Below are 19,719 nucleotides of genomic sequence, written 5' to 3'. Positions count from 1 at the left end.
CCAGAGCGCGAAGAGCTTCATGAGGGCTGGTGCCCGGCCCGGTGTGCGCGGCGAGGCGTCATGGGCTCGCCTCCAGTGCGTCCCGCACCCGGCGCAGCAGAGCGATGTCCGGATCCTCGGACGACTCCATGCACCACAGGGCGACCGGGGGCTCCACCGGCTCGGGGAGCCGTGGCGTGTGCACAAGACCGGCCGCGGCGAGGCGCCGGACCTCAAGCAGGGTGTGGAACGCCGGGCGGCCGAGCGCCCAGGCGATCTGGGTCGGCGTACGGCTGCCGTCGGCGAGCCTGAGCACCTCCCGCTGGCGGTCGCCGACCGTCTGGCCGGGGGCGGGCGCACGGGGCACGACGGGGGCCGTGTCGATCACCCCGTCGGGCCAGACGCTGTCGAGGAGCTCCCGGCGCCGCCGCGTCTCCCGGGCCACGACCGTGGCCGGTACGGGGTGGATCTGCCCGAGCCAGTGGGCGGCGCCGTAGCGGAACCGGGTGGCGCCCCCGGGCGGTTCCAGGACGAAGAACGCGGCGTCGAAGAGCGCGCCGAGGTGGCACAACTCCAGCTCGCCCGCGGCCACTCGGCCGCTGTCGATCAGGTGCTGCCCGACCGCGTGCCGGGACCCCGCCTGCGAAAGGGCGTCCTGCCAGCCCTGCTGGGGCAGCGAGCCGCCGGTGGTCAGGAGCACGTCGATGCCGGGCGCCGCGGGGCTCTCGGCGTGCACGACGTGCCCCTGGGAGAGGTAGAGGACCCCCTGGTCGCGCAGCAGCGCGCCGGTGGCGTGTTCCTCGGCGAGCCGCAGCAGCATCGGGGAGGTGGCGACACGGGCCCGAGCGGTACTCATACCAGGGCCAGACGGTCGGAGATGTCGCGCAGCCGGATGCGGGCGAGCGCGAGGTTCCCGGTGTGCCGGTCGAGCCACAGGTGAAGGAAGACGCTGCTGTCGAACGTGGTCTCCACGAACCGGATCAGGTGGAAACCGGTGCGGGTGGTGAGCATCAGGTCTTCGACCGGTAACCCCTTGACGTCCGGTTCCTCGAACGCCGCGTCGACCGGCGCGAACGCCTGGTACTCGGCGGCCGCCCGCGCCACCTCCGCGGTCTCGGCGGCGGTCGCCTCGTGGTCGCCGTTGGGCGATTCGCCGACCGAACCAAGGGCGAGCCCACTGGTCCAGTCGACGATCGCGGCCCCGCGTGCACCGGGCAGTGTCATCGCCTCGAGCAGACACTCGTCTATTCCGGGCACGCGGCTTCCCTTCCCCAGGGTGAAACCGGGCGGTCCCCACCGCCCGTCTCGGACGGTCCCCACCGTCCGTGACGAGGAAGGTACGTAAGGCTGTGCGGGTTCTGGGGAGAATTGGCATTTTCCAGGGGGACATGCGCGAGATCGACGCGATCGCTTCGAGGGCGCCCGGGAAGGGCTTGGGAGCGACCGAATTCATCGGTCGGATGACCGGATCGGCCCTCGACGAATTCCCCGAGGCTCTCCTCAGGTCCCTCGTGCCGGCTCTGCGTCGGATCGCCGTTCGAGGGGTCGTCGGCGGGCTCGAGCAGACCGCCCTGAACGTCGCTCCGGCCCTGGGCATCGCCGCCGCCCCCGGCATGATCCTGCCGACGGCGGCACGCACCGGCCCCCGCCGGTCGTCAGGGGGCCGAGCTCCCTCGGGAGGCTAGCCGGGGGTGAGCGTCTGGCTGCCAAGGACCGCAAGCGGATCAACGCCGTGGAGCCCGGCTTCACCAAGACGGCTACCGCGATGCCGAGGGTCCGCTGCCCTGGTGACCCATCACTCGTGTCAGGGCTTGCGGGCGAGGCCGCCGTGTTCGCCGATGGGCTCCAGGGCGGGGGAGCCGGAGTCCGGGCGCCAGAAGGGGACCGAGACGACCCCCGGGGCCAGGAGGTCCAGGCCGTCGAAGAACGCGGTGATCTGGTCGACGGGGCGCAGGAAGTACGGGACGGCGCCGGTTTCGTTGTAGGCGTCCTGGGCCTGTTCGTAGGCGGCGTCGGTGCCGCGTGAACCGTCGTTGATGGAGAGGTAGCTGCCGGAGGGCAGGCCCTCCAGCAGGCGGGTGACGATGGAGCGGGCCTGTTCGTAGTCGGCGACGTGGCCCAGGATGTTGCTGAGGATCAGGGCGGTGGGGCGAGTGAGGTCGAGCGTCTCGGACGCGGCCGCCAGGATGCGGTCGGGGTCGGACAGATCGGCGTCGACGTACGCGGTCGCTCCCTCGGGCGTCGAGGTGAGCAGGGCGCGGGCGTGCGCGAGGACCATCGGGTCGTGGTCGACGTACACGATCCGGGTCCGGGGATCGAGCCGCTGGGCGACCTCGTGGGTGTTGTCGACGGTCGGCAGGCCGGTGCCGATGTCCAGGAACTGCCCGATGCCCGCCTCGGTGACCAGGTGGGTGATGTTGCGGCGCAGGAAGGCACGGCTGCTGCGGGCGACCGTGACGATGCCGGGGAACACGGCGCTGTAGGCGTCGCCGGCTTCCTCGTCGACGGGGTAGTTGTCCTTCCCGCCCAGCCAGTAGTTCCAGATCCGGGCCGAGTGCGGCACCGATGTGTCGATCTTCTGATGCGCCGCAGATCCGGGCGTCGTGGCGTCGTCGGTCATGGGTTGCGTCCGTCTTTCCACCGAGGCGTGAACTGTTCAACGCACAACCTACGTCCCAACCGTCCCGACACGTACACCAGTTCACGTCGTCGGCGCGTTCCGTGACCGTGACCGGGTCCGAGTTCGGTGGCGTCAGCGGTATGGCGGGACCTCCCGGCCTCCGCGAGGATGACCCCTTCGCGCGAGACGTCCGCCGGGTCCTGTGGGGCGTGCGTGCGCGGCCGGGAGGAAGGGCATCGCGATGGGATCACACGCGGCGGCGAGACGGCGCAGGCCGGTCGTGCTCGCGGCGCTCGGCACCACCCTGCTCGCCGCCCTGCTGGCCATCCCGAGCGCCGGGGGAGCGCCGCGGTCGGCCGATGCCTGCGGCAGCGTCGGCACCGAGCTGCCGCGCGGCGACTGCGGGCCGTTCTGGCAGGTCGTCGCCGAGGACTTCAACGGGGACCGGGTGCCGCTCGGCGCGTTCAGCGACTGCGACCATCACGCCGACACGTCCGCCGCGTACTGCGACGGTCTCAAGGGCTCCTACCGCGACAACTGGTGGGCCTACCCGACCGGTTGGCAGGACACGGCCAATGACCGGGGCCGTGACGTCGTCGGTGTCTACCACCCGGAGGACACCGTGAGCGTCGGCCCTGCGGAGAACGGCGACGGCCGTATGCGCATCCGGATGTGGCGGCCCGACGACGGAGGGCCGGTGCACGCGGCGGCGGTCGTACCGCGTGCCGTCATGCAGATGAAGTACGGCAAGTACAGCGCCCGCATCAAGGTGACCAAACCCGCCGCCGGTTACAAGTCGGCGTGGCTGCACTACGGCGGGGGCTGCGAGATGGACCACCCCGAGGGCAACTGGACCGGATCCCTCACTGCCTTCCACCACCCGTGCGGCGGTGGCGAGCAGGGTTCGTTCCGCGGCGCCGACGCGTGGACGGAGTGGCACACGGTGTCGACCGAGTGGACCCCCGGACGCGTGCGCTTCTTCGTGGACGGACGGGAGACGGGTCAGGACACGAGGGGCGTGCCGGACCGGCCGCTGTCGTGGATCCTGCAGAACGAGAGCGCCCTGGAAGGTCCGGGAGCCGAGCCCGGCAGCAGCGCGCAGCTGGAGATCACCTGGGTCGCCGCGTACGCGTACGACTGGAAATAGTGCCGGAAGGGCCCGAGTGGTCCCGCGCCGTGGGGGCAGCAGCCTCATGTGCCTTCCGATGCTGATGTTTCAGCGGGGGCCGTTCGGCAAAGCGTACAAATATGGTGCAAATCGGCTACACAATGATGACCGAGCAGGCAGGACCCCGTGCCCTCGTCGACGACCTGGTGGCGGCGGAACGGGCCGGATTCGACTTCTCGGTCACGTCCGACCACTACTTCCCCTGGCTCGACTCGCAGGGGCACGCGCCCTACGCGTGGAGCGTGCTCGGCGCGGCGGCGCAGGCGACCTCGCGGATCCCGCTCATGACGTACGTGGCCTGCCCGACGGTCCGCTACCACCCGGCCGTGGTGGCCCAGAAGGCCGCGACGATGCAGCTGCTCTCCGAGGGGCGCTTCCGGCTCGGACTCGGCTCGGGCGAGAACCTCAACGAGCACGTGGTCGGCGAGGGCTGGCCATCCCCGCAGGTCCGCCTGGAGATGCTGGAGGAAGCGGTCGGTATCATCCGCGCGCTGTTCACCGGCGACAACGTCAACCACCAGGGCACCCACTTCGACGTGGCGAACGCCCGCCTGTGGGACCTGCCCGACGAGCTGCCGCCCCTTGGTGTGGCCGTCTCCGGCGGACGGTCCTGCGCGCTGGCCGGCCGCCTCGCCGACCTGGTCATCGCCACCGAACCCAAGGCCGAGCTGCTCGACTCCTTCGACCGGCACGGCGGCAGCGGGAAGCCGCGCGTGGGCCAGCTGCCCATCTGCTACGACACCGACAAGGACGCGGCCGTCGCCCGCGCACACGACCAGTTCCGCTGGTCGGCGGGCGGCTGGCCCGTGAACGCCGAACTGCCGGGACCGTCCGGCTTCGCGGGCGCCACCCAGCACGTCACCCGGCAGGACATCGCCGACCAGATCCCGTGCGGCGACGACGTCGACACCTTCGTCGACGCCGTACGCCCCTATGTGGAGGCGGGCTTCACGGAAGTCGCCCTGGTCCAGGTCGGCGGCGACCACCAACGTCCCTTCATCGACTGGGCCGAGCAGAAGCTGCTGCCCGCCCTGCGTGACCTCTGAGCACCTCACACACCCGAGACCCAAGGGAGAACAGCGTGAACGAGACACCCGGCCCGGCATCCACCGCCGCGCAGCCCGACTCGCCCGACCTCGTGCAAGTGGTCCTCGGAGAGTGCTCCGCGGCCGACGCGGACGCCGTGTTCGGCGTGCTGCGGAGCCACTTCCCCTCCGACCGCGGCGAGGAAGCGCCGCACCGGACGGAACAGCCCCGGCCCGCCGTCTGGACCGGCGCCTTCCTCGCAGCCCACAGTCCGGGGCCTGTCCGAGGCGTGCTCCTCGCGGGCCCGGTCACCGCCGACCTGCAGGGCGCCCCGGTGGCGGTGGGCCGACTGCGTGCCACGCTCGCATCGGCCTTCGTCGCCGCGGACACCGGCACGGCATCCGGAGACCAGGAGGTGCAGGTGCAACTGCGCCTGACGGGCGCCGAGCACGGGGAGCCGCCGCTCCCGGGGCGCTGATCAGTCGGGGGTCGTCCGGGACGCATCGTGCGGGGGGCCGTGCCGATCGACGACTCCCTCGACGATTCTCATCAGTCGGTCCCCCACCTGATCGACGCTTCCGTTCTGGGTGCTGACCTGCGCGCCTTCGAGTACGAAGGTGATCTCGGCCGCGGCCTGTTCGGGGTCCGGCAGCCCGGCATCGGCACACATGGCGATCAGCCTGCGGGTCTGGTGCGCCTTGTGCTCCTCGATCACCTGCCGTGCGGGGTGGGCGCGGTCCGGCAGCTCGGCGATGGAGTTGATGAAGGGGCAGCCCCGGTGCGAGATCGCCGGCAGCCCCTCGGCGATGAAGCGGGCCAGGCCCATGATCTGCTCCCGGGGCTGCCGGGGGTATTGGGCCTCGACCCGGTCGAAGGCCGCCCGGTATTCGACGGCGACGATCCGCAGCCACTCCGCGACCAGGGCGTCCTTGGTCTCGAAGTGCCGGTAGATCGCCATTTTGGTGGTCTCGGCCCGGTCGGCGATGGCCTGGACGCCCACGCGCTGGATCCCCTCGCTCTGGAAGAGCTCCTCCGCCGCGTCGAGGATGCGCTCGCGAGGCGGCAGTTTCGCCACTCTGCTCGGCCTGCCGGCGGTCGATGTCATGCCTGCTCCGTGACGTCCGGTCAGTGGTGGGGCTCTCAACGCCTGCTACGGTACCAGCCCGTCCCAAGTGATACCGATCGGTATCATGAGGGACTCAACGGTATCGTTCTTTCCGCTGGGAGTGACAGTGAGAATTGCCGAGTACGTGACCTTCGACGCGGTCGGGCTCGCGGACCTCGTGGCCCGGGGCGAGGTGACCCCCGCCGAACTGGAAACAGCCGCCCGCGAGGCCGCGAGGGCGGTCGATCCGCAGATCAACGCCATCGTCGAGACCTGGCCGACCGACGACGAGCCCACCCCGGGCAGCACACCCCTGGCCGGGGTTCCTTTCCTGATCAAGGACCTCGGAGTCTCCATGGCAGGGAGGCGCATGGAGCTGGGCAGCCGTCTCGCGGTCGGCAACATCGCCGGTGCCGACTCCTCCTTGATGGTGCGTCTTCGCCGCGCGGGCCTCGTGACGTTCGGGCGCACCGCGACACCGGAGTTGGCCTACAGCATCACGACGGAACCACTCCTGCACGGCCCGGTCCGCAACCCATGGGATCCGGAGCGGAGCGCGGGCGGATCCAGCGGGGGAGCGGGCGCGGCTGTCGCGGCCGGGGTGGTCCCGATCGCACACGGCACCGACGCGGCGGGCTCGATCCGCATACCCGCCGCATACAACGGCCTCTTCGGGCTCAAGCCCACCCGTGGCCGCGTCTCCATGGGCCCCGACGTCGACGAGATCTTCAGCGGCCTCGCCGTGCACGGCAGCGTCAGCCGCACGGTGCGCGACAGCGCGGCACTGCTCGACCGGATCCGCGGACCGGAAGCGGGTGACCCCTACTTCGCCGAGCAGCCGTCCCGGCCCTACGCGGAGGAAGTCACCCGCCACCCGGGCGCGCTGCGGATCGGTGTCCTCACCCAGGCGTGGGGCGGACGCAGGACCACGAAGCCGGTGGCCGACGCTCTCAGCCGTACCGTGCACCTGCTCGAATCCCTCGGCCATCAGGTGGCGGAGGCCACGGTGGACCTCGGGGTCGACTGGGAGGAGTTCGTCCTGGCCAACGCCCGTCTGATGACGGTGAATCTCACGGCCCTGGTCGACGGTCTGGCCGCCGCCTTCGACCGGCCCGCCGACTCCTCGACCCTGGAGACGGAGACCCTGGCCGGCTACCACTACGGGCAGCGGGTCAGCGGCCCCCAGTTCGTCGCCGCCCTCGCGATGCGGAACAGGGTCGCTCGCAGCCTGGCGCGGTGCTTCGACGCCTGCGACGTGCTGCTCACCCCGACCCTGCCGGAGCTTCCCATGACCCTGGGTGCTTACGCCGAGGGCACGGAGGCGCTTGACGGCCTCGGCTGGATCGAGCGTCTCAACGACCGCTCGCCGTTCACCACGGCGTTCAACGTCGCGGGCACGCCCGCCATGTCGGTGCCCGTGACGGCCGACCCCGGGACGGGGCTGCCGATCGGCATGCAGTTCGCTGCCGGCTACGGGTGCGAAGGCCGCCTCTTCCGCCTCGCAGGCCAACTCGAACAGGCGAGTCCGTGGTCGGGCCGCACCCCCGCGGTGTGGGCGGGGAACCACGCGGGCGGTCGGGGGTGAGTCAGCGGCCGTACCAGACCGTCGTGGCGTTGCAGAACTCGCGGATGCCGTGCCCCGCGAGCTCACGTCCGTAGCCCGAGCGCTTGACGCCGCCGAAGGGCAGGCCCGGGTGGGAGGCGGTCATGCCGTTGAAGAAGACACCGCCCGCCTGGAGGTCCCGTACACAGCGCTCGACGTCGGAGTCGTCGCGGGTCCACACGTTCGAGCTGAGCCCGAACGGTGAGTCGTTGGCCAGGGTCACGGCCTCGTCCAGGTCCGCCACGCGATAGAGCGTGGCCACCGGGCCGAACGCCTCCTCCCGGTGGATGCGCATCTGAGGGGTCACATCGGCCAGGACGGTGGGGGAGTAGTACCAGCCCCGCTCCTGCTCCTTGGGGCGCTGCCCGCCGCACAGCGCGGTGGCGCCGCGGGCGAGCGCGTCGTCGACGAGTTCCTCCAGGTCCTTGCGGCCCTGTTCGGTGGCGAGCGGGCCGACGTCGGTGCCCTCGTCCGCCGGGTCGCCGACGGTCAACTCCCGCATGCCCGCGACGAATCGGTCACGGAAGGCGTCGTAGACGTCGGCGTGCACGATGAAGCGCTTGGCGGCGATGCAGGACTGTCCGTTGTTCTGCACCCGGGCGGTCACCGCGGTCGCGGCGGCCCGCTCGATGTCGGCGCTCGGCAGCACGAGGTAGGGATCGCTGCCGCCCAGCTCCAGGACGGTCTTCTTGATCTCGTCGCCGGCGATGGACGCCACCGAGCGCCCGGCCGGTTCGCTGCCGGTGAGGGTCGCCGCCACCACCCGCTCGTCGCGCAGGATGCCCTCGACGGCGCCCGAGCCGACCAGCAGCGTCTGGAAGCAGCCCTCGGGAAACCCGGCGCGGCGGAAGAGATCCTGGAGGTAGAGGGCCGTCTGGGGCACGTTCGACGCGTGCTTGAGCAGACCGACGTTGCCCGCCATGAGGGCGGGGGCCGCGAACCGTACGACCTGCCAGAGCGGGAAGTTCCACGGCATCACGGCCAGCACGACGCCGAGCGGGCGGTAGCGGACGATGGCCCGCTCCGCGCCGGAATCCGCGACGTCGGCCTGCGCGGGCTGCTCGTCCGCGAGCAGCTCCTCGGCCCGCTCCGCGTACCAGCGCATGGCCTTGACGCACTTGGCCGCCTCGGCCCTTGCCGCCTTGACGGGCTTGCCCATCTCGGTGGTCATGGTGCGGGCGATGAACGCGTTGTCCTCCTCGAGGAGATCGGCGGCCCGGTTCATCAGCCGGGCACGCTCGCTGAAGTCGCTGGTGCGGTACTGGCCGAACGCGGCGTGGGCGGCCGCCAGACGGGCCTCGACCTTCGCGTCATCGAGCGGCTCGAAGCTCTCGAGCGTCTCGCCGGTGGCGGGGTCGACCGTGGCGATGGGCATGCCGTTCCTCCTGGGACGCCTAGCGCGACTCGGGAGGATCCTCGTGGGGCTCCTCCCAGGAATCCGCGCGCGGCTGGGGTTCCTGTGGCGGGTCGGGGCGTCGAGTGACCTGTCGCCGTCCGAAAATGAACAGACCGAGCAGTACGACGACGATCACCACGCCGATGATCAGCATCAGCGACGAGGTTCCGCTTGCGGCGAGGGGCATGAATGGCCTCCTGTACGGCCCGAAGTCTGTGGCTCCGGGCATTGCGGGCCCCGGGATTCACCCTAGAGCGACATGCTCGGGCAAGCATGCGCAGCGACGTGACGGGTGCCCTGACATGCGGAGCGCACACTTCCTGTTGCCGGCCGGGTTCCTCGGGCGGGGCCCGTCAGAGGATCTCCAGGGGCTCCTTGCGCACCGGCGCGGGGAACGCGGCATCCAGCGCCTTGAGGTCGTCGTCGGTGAGGCTGACGTCGAGGGCGGCGTGGTTCTCCTCCACGTGCGCCGCGGTGGAGGCCTTCGGGATGGCGATGACGTCGTCGTGGCGCAGCACCCAGGCGAGCGCCACCTGAAGCGGTGTGCACCCGTGCGCCGACGCCACCGACTCCAGGGCCTGATGGCCGAGCAGCCGCCCCTGCTCCAGCGGGGAGTACGCCATCAAGGGCACCGAGCGTGCGCGGCACCAGGGGAACAGGTCGTACTCGGGGCCGCGGCGGGTGAGGTTGTAGAGCACCTGGTCCGTCTGCGGGCGGGCGCCTTCGGGGAGTTCCGTCAGGTCGTCGACATCGAGGTTGCTCACGCCCCAGGCGCCGATGCTGCCGTCGCTCACGAGACCTTCGAGCGCCTCGACGGTCTCGGAGAGCGGAACCCCGCCCCGCCAGTGCAGCAGGTACAGGTCGATCCGGTCGGTGCCAAGGCGGCGCAGGCTCGCATGGCAGGCCTCGACGGTGCCGCGGGCGTCGGCGTTCGACGGCAGCACCTTGCTCACCAGGAACACGTCGTCGCGGTGCCCGCGAATCGCCTCGCCGACCAGCTCCTCGGAGGCGCCGCTGCCGTACATCTCCGCCGTGTCGATCAGCGTCATGCCCAGGTCCAGACCCCTGCGGAGGGAGGCCAACTCCTCGGCGCGGCGCGACGGATCGTCGCCCATGCGCCAGGTGCCCTGGCCCAGGGCGGGCACGCTCACGCCGGAGGGGAAGGTCACTGTCCTAGCCGCTGCCATCACGTATCCCTTCTCGCACTTCTGCTCTCTGCTTCGCCGAGAACATCACCACGCCCCCGTGCCGTCGCACAACCGATCACCACCAGTACGCGGGGTAGCGCGGCGCGCTGGGCCGGGCGCACGAGGCGGCCCACCCCGCCAGGACGACCACGACGACCGATCCGGCGAGCAGCGGAACGAAGGTGGCGGGCCGGGGATGGTGCAGGACGATGACGACGGCGGTGGCGCAGGCCGGCGAGTGCGGGGTGCGCGCCACGGTCATCACGGCGAGACCGATGCCCGCGGCCAGCGCGGCGGCCCACGGGGCGCTGCCCAGGGCGGCGAGGATCGCGTATCCGACGCCGGCGCACAGCAGATGCCCGGCGATCACGCTGCGCGGCTGGGCCAGCGGGAGCCGCGGGAGGCTGTGCACGATCGCGGCGGACGCGGCGAGCGGGGGTATGAGGACCGGCTCGTGGACGACGGAACCGACGGCGACGAGCGCCAGCAGCACGGCGGTGACGGCACTGATGTTGTGCAGGGCGGTGCCCGCGGGCGGTGGGGCGGGGGCGCGGCCCACGAGGCGGGGCAGGACGCGTGGACGTGTGCGTGTACGGGGGCGCGCCTTGGCAGGCGCGGGCGGCGCCTCGGTTATTTCGTCGGTGCTCAAGAGAGGGACGTTCCGGACTTCAGCCGACGGGGGACCCGGTCGGCGGGGTGACAGAGGGCAGGAGTCGCCACGGCCGCCCGTGCGGTCGGCAGGGGGCGCTGGCACATCGGCGGCCCGGGGTCGGGGCGTCCGCGTACTCACCCGAGATCCTACGAAGTCGTGTCGCGCCGCCTGCGGCCAGGTCCAGTGATCACTGTGCTGACCAGGACCAATACAGTGATCATTCGACGTCCGGCACGACGCGGGACCACGAGTTGGCGGCCCGCGTCGCCGCGGCCGTCGGATACTCCCAGGCCGAGGCTGGCCTCTCCTGCGCCCTCCTGGCCCGCCTCGCGGCAGTCCCTCAGGCGGCGTGGCAGAGCGCCGCGGGATCGGCCGGGGCCGGGACGCGGGCCAGGGTCGCGTGCACGGGACGGGCCGTGGCCGGTGCCTGCGCGCGGCTGCGTGCGAAGACGACGAGGCGCAGCACCACGAACCGCGCGACACCGGCGAGTGCGGAGGCCGACAGGTAGACGACCTGTTCGAGCACCGCGCCGGGCGACGTCACCAGCTGCTGCAGGACGAGCATCGCCACGCAGGTCACCGCATATGCGGCCGCGGCGGACCCGGCCGACTGGGCGTGCTGGCGCCAGGTCGCGCGCCCGCCCGCCCCGAACGTGAAGCGGGCGTGCAGCTCGGTGGCCAGGAGGGTGGAGACCGCGGTGACACATGCGTTGGCCAGAGCCCAGGGAATCCAGGAGGCCAGGCTCGCCACCGCGAAGCTGGAGGCGAGCCCCACCCCGCCGCCGCAGAGTACGAAGCGGGCGAACGCGGTGAAGGCGCCGGGCGCTGTCTGCTGCTGATTCTGTGCTGTCTTCATGGCCCGGCCCCTTTTGATGACTCACTCCGCCACACGCGCGTCCCTCGGCTTGTGAGGCCGAGGGATGCTCCCCGTGGTGCCATCATGGCACACATGTGGCACCACGGGGAATCATCTATGGCGCCACTTGTGTCGCCAGTGGCGTCACGGGGGATTCGGAGGGCGGATCCGTCGGGTGCTCGGCCTTGCCCGCGCCCCGCAGCAGGACGAGGCAGAAGAGGCCCGCCGCGGTCATGACGACGGCCGCGCCGAGCGCGGCGAAGCCCATCCCGTGGCTGAAGGCGTCACGCGCCGCCGACAGCACGGTGTCCGCCGTGCTTGAGGGGAGTCCCGCGGCCACGGTCGTCGCGCCGCCCAGGGTTTCGCGTACCGCGTCGGCGTGCGGAACGCCCGCCGGGAGGGCGTCGGCCATGTCGCGGCTGTAGACGGCCGCGCCGATCGAGCCGAGGATCGCCATGCCCAGGGCTCCGCCCAGCTCCTGGCCCGACTCGAGGACGGCCGCGGCCGAGCCCGCGCGTTCTGGCGGTGCCGCTCCGAGGGCGAGTTCATTGGCGAGCGTCATGGAGGCGACCAGGCCGCCCGCGTAGACCGATGCGCCGGCCAGCGTGACCCAGAGTGCCGTGTCGGCGTGCACCTGGGTCAGCCAGAGGAAGCCGCAGGCGGAGACGAGGAAGCCGCCGCCCATGACGAAGGCGCGGTCGACGCGCTGGGCGAGCACGGCCGCGACCGGGGCCATGACGGCCAGACCCGTGGCGGGCACCAGGCTCCACAAGGCGGCTTCGAACGGGCTCATCCCGAGGACGGACTGCAGGTACTGCGTGAGATAGACGGCCATGCCCACCGTGGCGAACATGGCGAGGAGATTGGCGACCACCGGGCCGCCGAAGGCGCGCCGGCCCAGCAGGCCGAGGTCGATCATCGGGTGGGTCAGACGCTTCTGGCGGTGCACGAAGACGAAGCCGAGCACCAGCCCGGATGTAACGCCGAGAGCGGGCAGCGGCTCGGAGCCGTGCTGGGCCAGCTCCTTGATGCCGTAGATGACCGGCAGCAGGGAGGCGAGCGAGAGTGCCGCGCTCAGCAGGTCGAAGCGCCCCTGCTGCGGCACCTTGAACTCCGGCACCAGGAAGGGGACCAGGGCGAGCAGGAGCGCCATCGCGGGCAGATTGATCAGGAAGACCGAACCCCACCAGAAATGCTCAAGGAGCAGACCGCTGACCACGGGCCCCAGGGAGATGCCCGCGGTCATGACGCCCGTCCACAGGGTCACCGCCTGGGCGCGCTGCCTCGTGTCGCGGAACAGATTGCGGATCAGGGCGAGTGTCGACGGCATCAGGGCCGCGCCGCCAAGACCCAGCAACGCCCGTACGGCGATGAGCAGTTCGGCCGAGTGCGCGTACGCGGCGGCGACCGAGGCCGCGCCGAAGACCGCGGCGCCCCCGAGCACCAGGGTGCGCCGGCCGATCCGGTCGCCGAGGGCGCCCATGGTGATCAGCAGTCCGGCGAGGACGAAGCCGTACATGTCGAGGATCCACAGCTGCTGTGTGGCGCTGGGCTCCAGGTCCTGGCTGATGTAGGGAATCGCGAAGTAGAGGATCGAGACGTCCATCGAGACCAGAAGCAGGGGCAGCATCAGGACGCCGAGGGCGGTCCATTCCTTGCGGCCCGCGCGGGTGTTGGGTGTGTTCTCCATGCCCGGCACGGAATCGGATCCGCGCGTACACCGCAAACAATGACCTAGTGCACCTCTCTGAGTACCGCTAATTGGCAGGGCGATGGTGCACCTGGTGCACTAGTACAGTGAGCCCATGGCTGCCGACCCGCCCTATCTCCGCATCGCACGGGACATCCGCCACCGGATCGACTCCGGCGAGCTCGCTCCCGGCGACCGTGTCCCCTCCACCCGGCGCATCACCCAGGAGTGGGACGTCGCCATGGCGACCGCGACGAAGGCGCTCGCCGTGCTGAACCAGGAAGGCCTGGTGCGCGCGGTGCCCGGTGTCGGCACGGTGGTCGCGGAGCCGGCGCGGGAGCGCCGAGTGGCCCCCGGCCAGGGCCTGAACCGCGAGCGCATCATCCGCACCGCGATCGCGTTCACCGACGCGGAGGGGCTCGCGGCGCTGTCCATGAGACGCGTCGCCGCCGAGTTCGGCACCTCCACCATGGCCCTGTACCGGCACGTCCCGAGCAAGGGCGAACTCGTACGGCTGATGTCCGAGGCGGTGTTCAGTGAGGAACCGCCGGGCCCCGTACCGGGTGGCTGGCGTGCGCAACTGGCCCGGGAGGCGCGGTGGTTGTGGGGTCTGTACGAGCGTCATCCCTGGCTGGGGCGGGCCATGGCCGCCCTCACCCGGCCGATGGCCTCGCCCCATGCGATGCGGTACACGGAGCGTGTCCTCGCCGCCCTGAACGGAGTGGGCCTCACCCCGTACCAGATGATCCACGTCCACCTCTCGCTCCTCGCCCATGCCCAAGGTGTCGCGATGGCCATCGAGTTGGAGGCCCAGGCGCGGCAGGACACCGGCATGACCCCCGAGGAGTGGATGACGTCCCACGAGCCCCGGATGGACGCGATCCAGACCAGCGGGGCCTATCCGATCCTGTCCACGCTCTTCGGCGACGACGAATTCGACCTCGAGCTCGGCACGCTCTTCGAGTTCGGGCTCGAACGGCTGCTTGACGGAGTCGGGGACCTCATCGACGGCAAGGGCGTCCCCAAGCCCTGAAAGTCGTCAACGCACCAGGCACGGGCGCTTGTTGTCGAACTGCCAGTCGGGGATGAGGTAGCGCATGCCGGTGGCGTCGTCGCGCGCGCCCAGTGCCTTGTGCAGGTACAGGTCGTGGGCCGCCAGGAGACGGTCCATGTCGAGCTCGATGCCCAGGCCAGGGGCGTCGGGTACGGCGATCTCGCCGTCGACGATGCGGGGCGGGGCGGTGGTGAGGCGCTCCAGGCCCTCCTGCCAGATCCAGTGAGTGTCCAGGGCGTTGTAGTCCCCGGGGGCCGCGGCCCCGCAGTGGGTGACCATGGCCAGGGATATGTCGAAGTGGTTGTTGGAGTGGCAACCCCAGGTGAGGCCCATCGCGTTGCACAGCTGCGCCACGCGCACGGAGCCCTGCATGGTCCAGAAGTGCGGGTCGGCGAGGGGGATGGAGACCGACTGAAGGGCCAGGGCGTGGGTCATCTGCCGCCAGTCGGTGGCGACCATGTTGGTGGCGGTCGCCAGCCCCGTTGCGCGGCGGAACTCGGCAAGGACCTCGCGGCCGGAGTAGCCGTCCTCGGCGCCGCAGGGGTCCTCGGCGTAGGCGAGCGTGTCGGTCAGGGGCGTGCACAGCTCGATCGCCTCGCGCAGCGACCATGCGCCGTTGGGGTCGAGGGTGATGCGGGCCTGGGGGAAGCGGTCCTTGAGCGCGCGTACGGCCGCGACCTCCTCGGCGCCCTCCAGGACACCGCCCTTGAGTTTGAAGTCCCGGAAGCCGTACCGGTCGTAGGCCGCTTCGGCCTGCCGGACGATCGCCTCGGGGGACAGCGCCTGCTCGTGCCGGATGCGGTGCCAGTCGACGGGGGAATCGGGCTCGCGGACGTACTCCAGATCGGTGCGGTCGGGGTCGCCGACGTAGAAGAGATAGCCGAGGACGCGGACGGAGTCGCGCTGCTGTCCGTCGCCGAGCAGGGCCGCGACGGGCACCTCCAGGTGCTGGCCAAGGAGGTCGAGCAGCGCGGATTCGACGGCGGTGACGGCGTGCACGGCGGTGCGCAGGTCGAAGGTCTGGGCGCCGCGTCCGGCGGAGTCACGGTCGGCGAAGCGGTCGCCGATCTCGCGCAGGACGCGCTTGTAGTCACCGACGCGGGCGCCGACGACGAGCGACTCGGCGTCGCGCAGGGTCTGGGTTATCTTCTCGCCGCCCGGCACTTCGCCCAGGCCCGTGCGGCCCTCGGAGTCCCGCAGGACCACGATGTTGCGGGTGAAGTAGGGGCCGTGCGCGCCGGAGAGGTTCAGCTCCATGCAGTCCCGGCCTGCGACCGGGTAGACGCTGAACGCGGTGACGGTCGGCTGCCTGTTCATGATCACAAATTCCTCGGTGTCGGAGGTAGGGGGAGTTCGGAGCGGGGTGCAGGTCGGTGGTGGGTCAGAGGCTGAGGACGTCCAGGGCCCACTCCACCGCGAGTACGCCGCCGAGGCCGAGGATCGCGAGCACCGTCGTATAGGTGGTGCGGACCTTGATGGCCTCGATGACCGAGAGGTTGAAGTACTCCTTGAACAGCCAGAATCCGGGGTCGTTGACGTGCGAGAAGGCGATCGATCCGCAGGAGACGGCGAGCACCAGGACCTCGGGGTGGACGCCGCTGTTCGCCAGGAGCGGCAGCACCACACCGGAGGCGGTGACGACGGCGACCGTGGCGGAGCCGAGGGCGATGCGCAGGATCACCGCGATGAGCCACGCGAGGATGAGCGGCGATATGGACCAGCTGTCGGTGGTGTCCTTGATGTGGTCGGATATGCCGCCTTCGACGAGGACGTTCTTGAAGGCGCCGCCCGCCCCGATCACCAGCAGGATCATCGCCATGGCCTGCGCCGCCGACGTACAGGAAGCGCTGACGTCGGCCAGGCTGCGGCCGATGCGCGGGCCGAACGCCCAGATCGCCAGGAGGAGGGTCAGAAGCAGCGCGATGGGTGCCGAGCCGATGAAGGTGACGAAGTGGAGGAACGGGCTCTCGCCGGACGTGGCCATCTCGGTCACCGAGGCACCGGCGATCAGTACGACGGGGAAGAGCGCCACGGTCAGGGCCCAGCCCATGCCGGGCATCTCCTCGTCGGTGAACTCGCGCTCGCTGACAAGGCCCTTGGGAATGGAGGGGTTCATCGCCTTGATGAACGGAAGCCGCGGCCACACCAGCGCGATCAGCGCACCGGCGGGTACCGCGATGAACAGGCCGTAGACCAGGGTGAGTCCGACGGAGGCGTGGAACGTCGCGGCCACGGCGGTGGGGCCCGGATGCGGCGGCAGGAAGCTGTGCATCGTGGAGAGCGTGATCGACATCGGAAGCCCGATCCACAGCAGCTTCGCCCCGGTCACGCGTACGAGGGTGAAGGCGATGGGCACGATGATGATGAAGGCGACCTCGTAGAACATGGTGACGCCGATGAGCATGGACGTGACCACCATGGCCACTTGGACCCATCGCGGTCCGAAGGCGTCCAGCATCTTGTTGGCGATGCGCTGCGCGGCACCGGAGTCCCCCATGACGCGGCCGACCATGGCGCCGAGCCCGATGACGAGCATCGTGTCGCCGATCTGGCCGCCGATGCCCTCCGAGAGGACGTCGGGGATCGTGGCGACCGGAATCCCCTGCACAAGGGCGACGGCGACCGCCACGAACAGGAGGGCGGCGAAACCGTTCAGTTTCAGCCGGGTCATGAGGAACAGCAGGACCAAGACGCTGATCCCGACTACGACGAGCGGCATTTCAGTTCCCCTTTGAACTGTGGATGCGGGTGTGTTCAGGGCCTGTGCCGCGTGGCCCGGACCAGGTCGAGACCGGCGTCGAGCACCTTCTCCAGATCGGCGATGTCCTCGGGGCCGGGGTCGGTGAGGGGCGCGCGCACCGGGCCGACCGGGAGGCCGCGCAGCCGGGCGGCGGCCTTGACGAGCGAGACGGCGTATCCGGGAGCCCGGTCGCGCAGCTCGACCAGCGGGACGTAGAACTCCCGAAGGAGCCGGTCCACCGCGGTGTCGTCCCCCTCCCGCAGTGCGTCGAAGAAGGCGTTCGCGATCTCGGGGGCGAAGGCGTGGACGGCGGAGGAGTAGGCAGGGACACCGACGGTGGCGTACGCGCGGGCCTGGATCTCCGCGGTGGCGGCGCCGTTGAAGAAGAGGAAGCCGTCGGGGGCGGCAAGGGTGAGGCGCTGTAGCCGGTCGAGGTCGCTGTGCCCGTCCTTGAGGCCGATGACGGCGGGGATCTCCGCGATCCGGCGCAGGGCATCGGCATGGAAGGTGACCTGGCCGCGCTGATAGGCGATGAGAGGAAGCCGGGTGCCCGCGGAGAGGCGGCGCAGCTGCTCCACCAGGCCGTCCTGTGCCGCCTCGACCAGGTAGTGGGGCATCACCAGCAGGGCGTCCGCGCCCTCTTCCTCCGCGATCCGGGCGAACCGCAGCGACTGCGCCCACCCGTATCCGGTGCCCGCCACCACCGGCAGCCGGCCGTCGGCGACCTCCACCGTGACCCTGATGACCGCGCGGTACTCCTCCTCGTCGAGCGAGAAGAACTCGCCGGTTCCGCACGCGGGGAACACCGCGCCCGGCTCCGTCGCCAACTGGGCCGTCAGATAGGCGCGGTAGGACTCCAGGTCCAGGCCGCCGTCGCTGTCCATGCTCGTGAGAGGGAAGGACAGCACGCCGCGCGCCATGCCCTCCCGCAGCCGCTGGGCGACGCTCTGGGGCGTCGTACTGAGCTTGGTCGTGCTGTGTTCGATCGTGCCGTGCTCGTTCATGAATCTCATCTCTATATGCAGATGGCGTCCACGTATGAGAATGGAGGCTAGGGTCATGAACGACAGGGGTCAATGGGCGGACGCCGCGGATCTACGATGGGCGCATGGCGGAGAGCAGCGGAACGGACCGCGGGACCGGCCCGGGAGTCCGCGGGGTGAAGTCGGCGCTGCGCACCGTCGCGCTGCTCGAGCTGCTCGCCGAACGCGCCGACCGGCCGGCCCGCCTCGACGAGCTCGCCGAGGAGATGGACGTGCCGCGCAGCAGCATGTACCAGCTGCTGCGGACCCTGGTCGACTGCGGCTGGGTGCGCACGGACACCACCGGATCCCTCTACGGCATCGGCATCCGCACGCTGCTCACCGGCACGAGCTACCTCGACGGCGACGCGCGGGTGCGCGCCATCCGCCCGTATCTGGACGAGGCCTCGGACGCCCTGGGCGAGACGATCCACCTGGCACGGCTCGACGGCCCGAGCGTCGTGTACCTCGCGACCCGCGAGTCCCACGAGTACCTGCGCACCATCAGCCGGGTCGGCCGCCGCGTCCCCGCGCACGCCGGAGCCCTCGGCAAGGCGCTGCTTGCCGAGCGGCCGGACGGTGAACTCCCGCTCGGCGAGGGTCCGTTGACTGCGTTCACGCAGAGCACGCACACCGACCGCGCCGTGCTGCTCGCCGACCTCGGACGGGTGCGTGAGCGCGGCTACGCGATCGACCGCGAGGAGACGGTGAGCGGCATCGCGGGCTTCGGCTTCGCCCTGCGGTACGACGCGCCGGCCGTCGACGCCATCAGCTGCTCGGTGCCCGTGGCCCGGCTCACCGACGCACACCAGAGCCGCGTCGTGTCCGTCATGCGGGAGATCCAGACGAAGATCGAAAGCCTTCTGTCGCCCGTCTCGGGCGGCCCCGACTGGCGCTGACGGTCCGCGAAAGTCGGTGGCGCGCCGGACCCCCGCGGGCGACCATGGCCCGCATGAGCGACCGACCCGAACGATGGACGCAGGCGACCACCTACCCCGACATGTGGGCCGACCCGGACGACGACCCGCGCAACAGCGACGGAGTCAGCCCGGACGGCGAGCTGGCGACGCTTCAGGACTTCCTGAAGAGCTACCGCCTGACCCTGCGGATGAAGTGCGAGGGGCTGACCCCTGAGCAACTGGCCCTCCGTTCGGTCCCGCCGTCTACGGTGTCGCTGCTCGGCCTGGTGCGGCATCTCGCCGAGGTGGAGCGGGACTGGCGCAACTGGCTCCGCGACGGCGACCAGCTGCCGAAGCTGTACGGCGAGCGCGACGCGGACTTCGACGGAGCGGTCGGCGAGCAGGCCCAGGTCGATGCCGCGTACGCCGATCTGGCGCGCGAGCAGGCCGCGTTGGACGCCGAGCTGGCCCAGTACCCGGACCTGGGCGAGCGGTTGGGCATGGACGGGTTCGCGGTCCGGGAGCTCATGGTGCACAGGATCGAGGAGTACGCCCGGCACTGCGGGCAGGCCGACCTGCTGCGTGAGTGCATCGACGGCAGGGTGGGTCAGTAGCGTCAACTCGGCTCCCCCTTGCGGGGGTTCCTCTGCCCGCGCCCGCTGCTCGGTGTGGCCCGGCGGCCTCGACGTTCCGCTACCGAGCGGTGTGTGCGTTGTGCGAAG

At 70.9% G+C, this 19,719-nt stretch carries 21 protein-coding genes; 8 read left to right on the top strand and 13 right to left on the bottom strand.

The window, feature by feature from the left end; genetic code table 11:
- Positions 1–58 precede the first annotated feature (58 nt).
- Positions 59–835: a transcriptional regulator gene (locus M4V62_RS02300; protein WP_249585498.1), complete on the bottom strand. Its 777-nt coding sequence runs from the start codon at positions 833–835 to the stop codon at positions 59–61.
- Entirely contained in the window at positions 832–1,236 is a 405-nt protein-coding gene (locus M4V62_RS02295; RefSeq protein ID WP_249585497.1) for a hypothetical protein, read from the bottom strand. The genes M4V62_RS02300 and M4V62_RS02295 overlap by 4 nt, the downstream gene beginning before the upstream one ends.
- A 203-nt stretch (positions 1,237–1,439) precedes the next feature.
- Here M4V62_RS02295 and M4V62_RS02290 point away from each other — a divergent pair, with 203 nt between their 5' ends.
- Entirely contained in the window at positions 1,440–1,664 is a 225-nt protein-coding gene (locus M4V62_RS02290; protein ID WP_249585496.1) for a hypothetical protein, read from the top strand.
- A 119-nt stretch (positions 1,665–1,783) separates the two neighbouring features.
- On the opposite strand, the gene M4V62_RS02285 is transcribed toward M4V62_RS02290, so the two are convergent.
- A complete protein-coding gene (locus tag M4V62_RS02285; RefSeq protein ID WP_249585495.1) occupies positions 1,784–2,599 on the bottom strand; it encodes an SAM-dependent methyltransferase in 816 nt (271 codons plus the stop codon).
- Positions 2,600–2,840: 241 nt separating this feature from the next.
- Between M4V62_RS02285 and M4V62_RS02280 the strand changes: the two genes are divergently transcribed.
- From M4V62_RS02280 to M4V62_RS02270, 3 genes are all read left to right on the top strand, one after another.
- The gene (locus tag M4V62_RS02280; protein WP_249585494.1) at positions 2,841–3,746 is read left to right on the top strand and encodes a glycoside hydrolase family 16 protein; all 906 of its coding nucleotides are present in this window, start codon (positions 2,841–2,843) and stop codon (positions 3,744–3,746) included.
- Between the two features lie 101 nt (positions 3,747–3,847).
- On the top strand, positions 3,848–4,813 hold the full coding sequence (locus M4V62_RS02275; protein ID WP_249585493.1) for an LLM class F420-dependent oxidoreductase: 966 nt from the start codon (positions 3,848–3,850) through the stop codon (positions 4,811–4,813).
- A gap of 35 nt (positions 4,814–4,848) precedes the next feature.
- Positions 4,849–5,271 (top strand): hypothetical protein, encoded by a 423-nt coding sequence (locus tag M4V62_RS02270; protein WP_249585492.1) that lies wholly within the window; start codon positions 4,849–4,851, stop codon positions 5,269–5,271.
- On the opposite strand, the gene M4V62_RS02265 is transcribed toward M4V62_RS02270, so the two are convergent.
- Complete coding sequence (locus M4V62_RS02265; RefSeq protein ID WP_249585491.1) at positions 5,272–5,898, bottom strand: TetR/AcrR family transcriptional regulator; 627 nt, start codon at positions 5,896–5,898, stop codon at positions 5,272–5,274.
- A gap of 127 nt (positions 5,899–6,025) precedes the next feature.
- On the opposite strand from M4V62_RS02265, the gene M4V62_RS02260 reads away from it, so the two are divergent.
- Positions 6,026–7,483, top strand: coding sequence for an amidase (locus M4V62_RS02260; RefSeq protein ID WP_249585490.1), 1,458 nt, complete (start codon positions 6,026–6,028; stop codon positions 7,481–7,483).
- Position 7,484: 1 nt separating this feature from the next.
- On the opposite strand, the gene M4V62_RS02255 is transcribed toward M4V62_RS02260, so the two are convergent.
- From M4V62_RS02255 to M4V62_RS02230, 6 genes are all read right to left on the bottom strand, one after another.
- On the bottom strand, positions 7,485–8,876 hold the full coding sequence (locus M4V62_RS02255) for an NADP-dependent succinic semialdehyde dehydrogenase (RefSeq protein WP_249585489.1): 1,392 nt from the start codon (positions 8,874–8,876) through the stop codon (positions 7,485–7,487).
- A gap of 19 nt (positions 8,877–8,895) precedes the next feature.
- Entirely contained in the window at positions 8,896–9,084 is a 189-nt protein-coding gene (locus M4V62_RS02250; protein WP_249585488.1) for a DUF6479 family protein, read from the bottom strand.
- Positions 9,085–9,250: 166 nt separating this feature from the next.
- Complete coding sequence (locus M4V62_RS02245) at positions 9,251–10,084, bottom strand: aldo/keto reductase (protein ID WP_249585487.1); 834 nt, start codon at positions 10,082–10,084, stop codon at positions 9,251–9,253.
- Between the two features lie 76 nt (positions 10,085–10,160).
- A complete protein-coding gene (locus M4V62_RS02240) occupies positions 10,161–10,733 on the bottom strand; it encodes an HPP family protein (RefSeq protein ID WP_249585486.1) in 573 nt (190 codons plus the stop codon).
- Positions 10,734–11,076: 343 nt separating this feature from the next.
- Positions 11,077–11,592 carry a GtrA domain-containing protein gene (locus M4V62_RS02235; RefSeq protein WP_249585485.1) on the bottom strand — a complete coding sequence of 172 codons (516 nt, stop codon included), beginning with the start codon at positions 11,590–11,592 and terminating at the stop codon, positions 11,077–11,079.
- A 115-nt stretch (positions 11,593–11,707) separates the two neighbouring features.
- Positions 11,708–13,282 carry an MFS transporter gene (locus M4V62_RS02230; protein WP_249585484.1) on the bottom strand — a complete coding sequence of 525 codons (1,575 nt, stop codon included), beginning with the start codon at positions 13,280–13,282 and terminating at the stop codon, positions 11,708–11,710.
- Positions 13,283–13,397: 115 nt separating this feature from the next.
- On the opposite strand from M4V62_RS02230, the gene M4V62_RS02225 reads away from it, so the two are divergent.
- Positions 13,398–14,315: a TetR/AcrR family transcriptional regulator C-terminal domain-containing protein gene (locus M4V62_RS02225; protein ID WP_249585483.1), complete on the top strand. Its 918-nt coding sequence runs from the start codon at positions 13,398–13,400 to the stop codon at positions 14,313–14,315.
- Between the two features lie 6 nt (positions 14,316–14,321).
- Here M4V62_RS02225 and M4V62_RS02220 read toward each other — a convergent pair whose 3' ends face one another.
- The 3 genes from M4V62_RS02220 to M4V62_RS02210 all read right to left on the bottom strand — a co-directional run bounded on the left by M4V62_RS02220 (position 14,322) and on the right by M4V62_RS02210 (position 18,080).
- Positions 14,322–15,653: an enolase C-terminal domain-like protein gene (locus tag M4V62_RS02220; RefSeq protein ID WP_249585482.1), complete on the bottom strand. Its 1,332-nt coding sequence runs from the start codon at positions 15,651–15,653 to the stop codon at positions 14,322–14,324.
- A gap of 64 nt (positions 15,654–15,717) precedes the next feature.
- On the bottom strand, positions 15,718–17,055 hold the full coding sequence (locus tag M4V62_RS02215; RefSeq protein WP_249585481.1) for a gluconate:H+ symporter: 1,338 nt from the start codon (positions 17,053–17,055) through the stop codon (positions 15,718–15,720).
- 35 nt (positions 17,056–17,090) lie between these two features.
- The gene (locus tag M4V62_RS02210) at positions 17,091–18,080 is read right to left on the bottom strand and encodes a 5-dehydro-4-deoxyglucarate dehydratase (protein WP_249585480.1); all 990 of its coding nucleotides are present in this window, start codon (positions 18,078–18,080) and stop codon (positions 17,091–17,093) included.
- Positions 18,081–18,184: 104 nt separating this feature from the next.
- On the opposite strand from M4V62_RS02210, the gene M4V62_RS02205 reads away from it, so the two are divergent.
- A complete protein-coding gene (locus tag M4V62_RS02205) occupies positions 18,185–18,997 on the top strand; it encodes an IclR family transcriptional regulator (protein ID WP_249585479.1) in 813 nt (270 codons plus the stop codon).
- A 44-nt stretch (positions 18,998–19,041) separates the two neighbouring features.
- Complete coding sequence (locus M4V62_RS02200; RefSeq protein WP_249585478.1) at positions 19,042–19,611, top strand: DinB family protein; 570 nt, start codon at positions 19,042–19,044, stop codon at positions 19,609–19,611.
- Positions 19,612–19,719: the final 108 nt, after the last annotated feature.

The organism is Streptomyces durmitorensis (assembly GCF_023498005.1).
Classification (GTDB): Bacteria; Actinomycetota; Actinomycetes; order Streptomycetales; family Streptomycetaceae; genus Streptomyces; species Streptomyces durmitorensis.
Note: the sequence above shows the minus strand (reverse complement) of the source record. Positions and strands in the feature narration are given on the sequence as shown.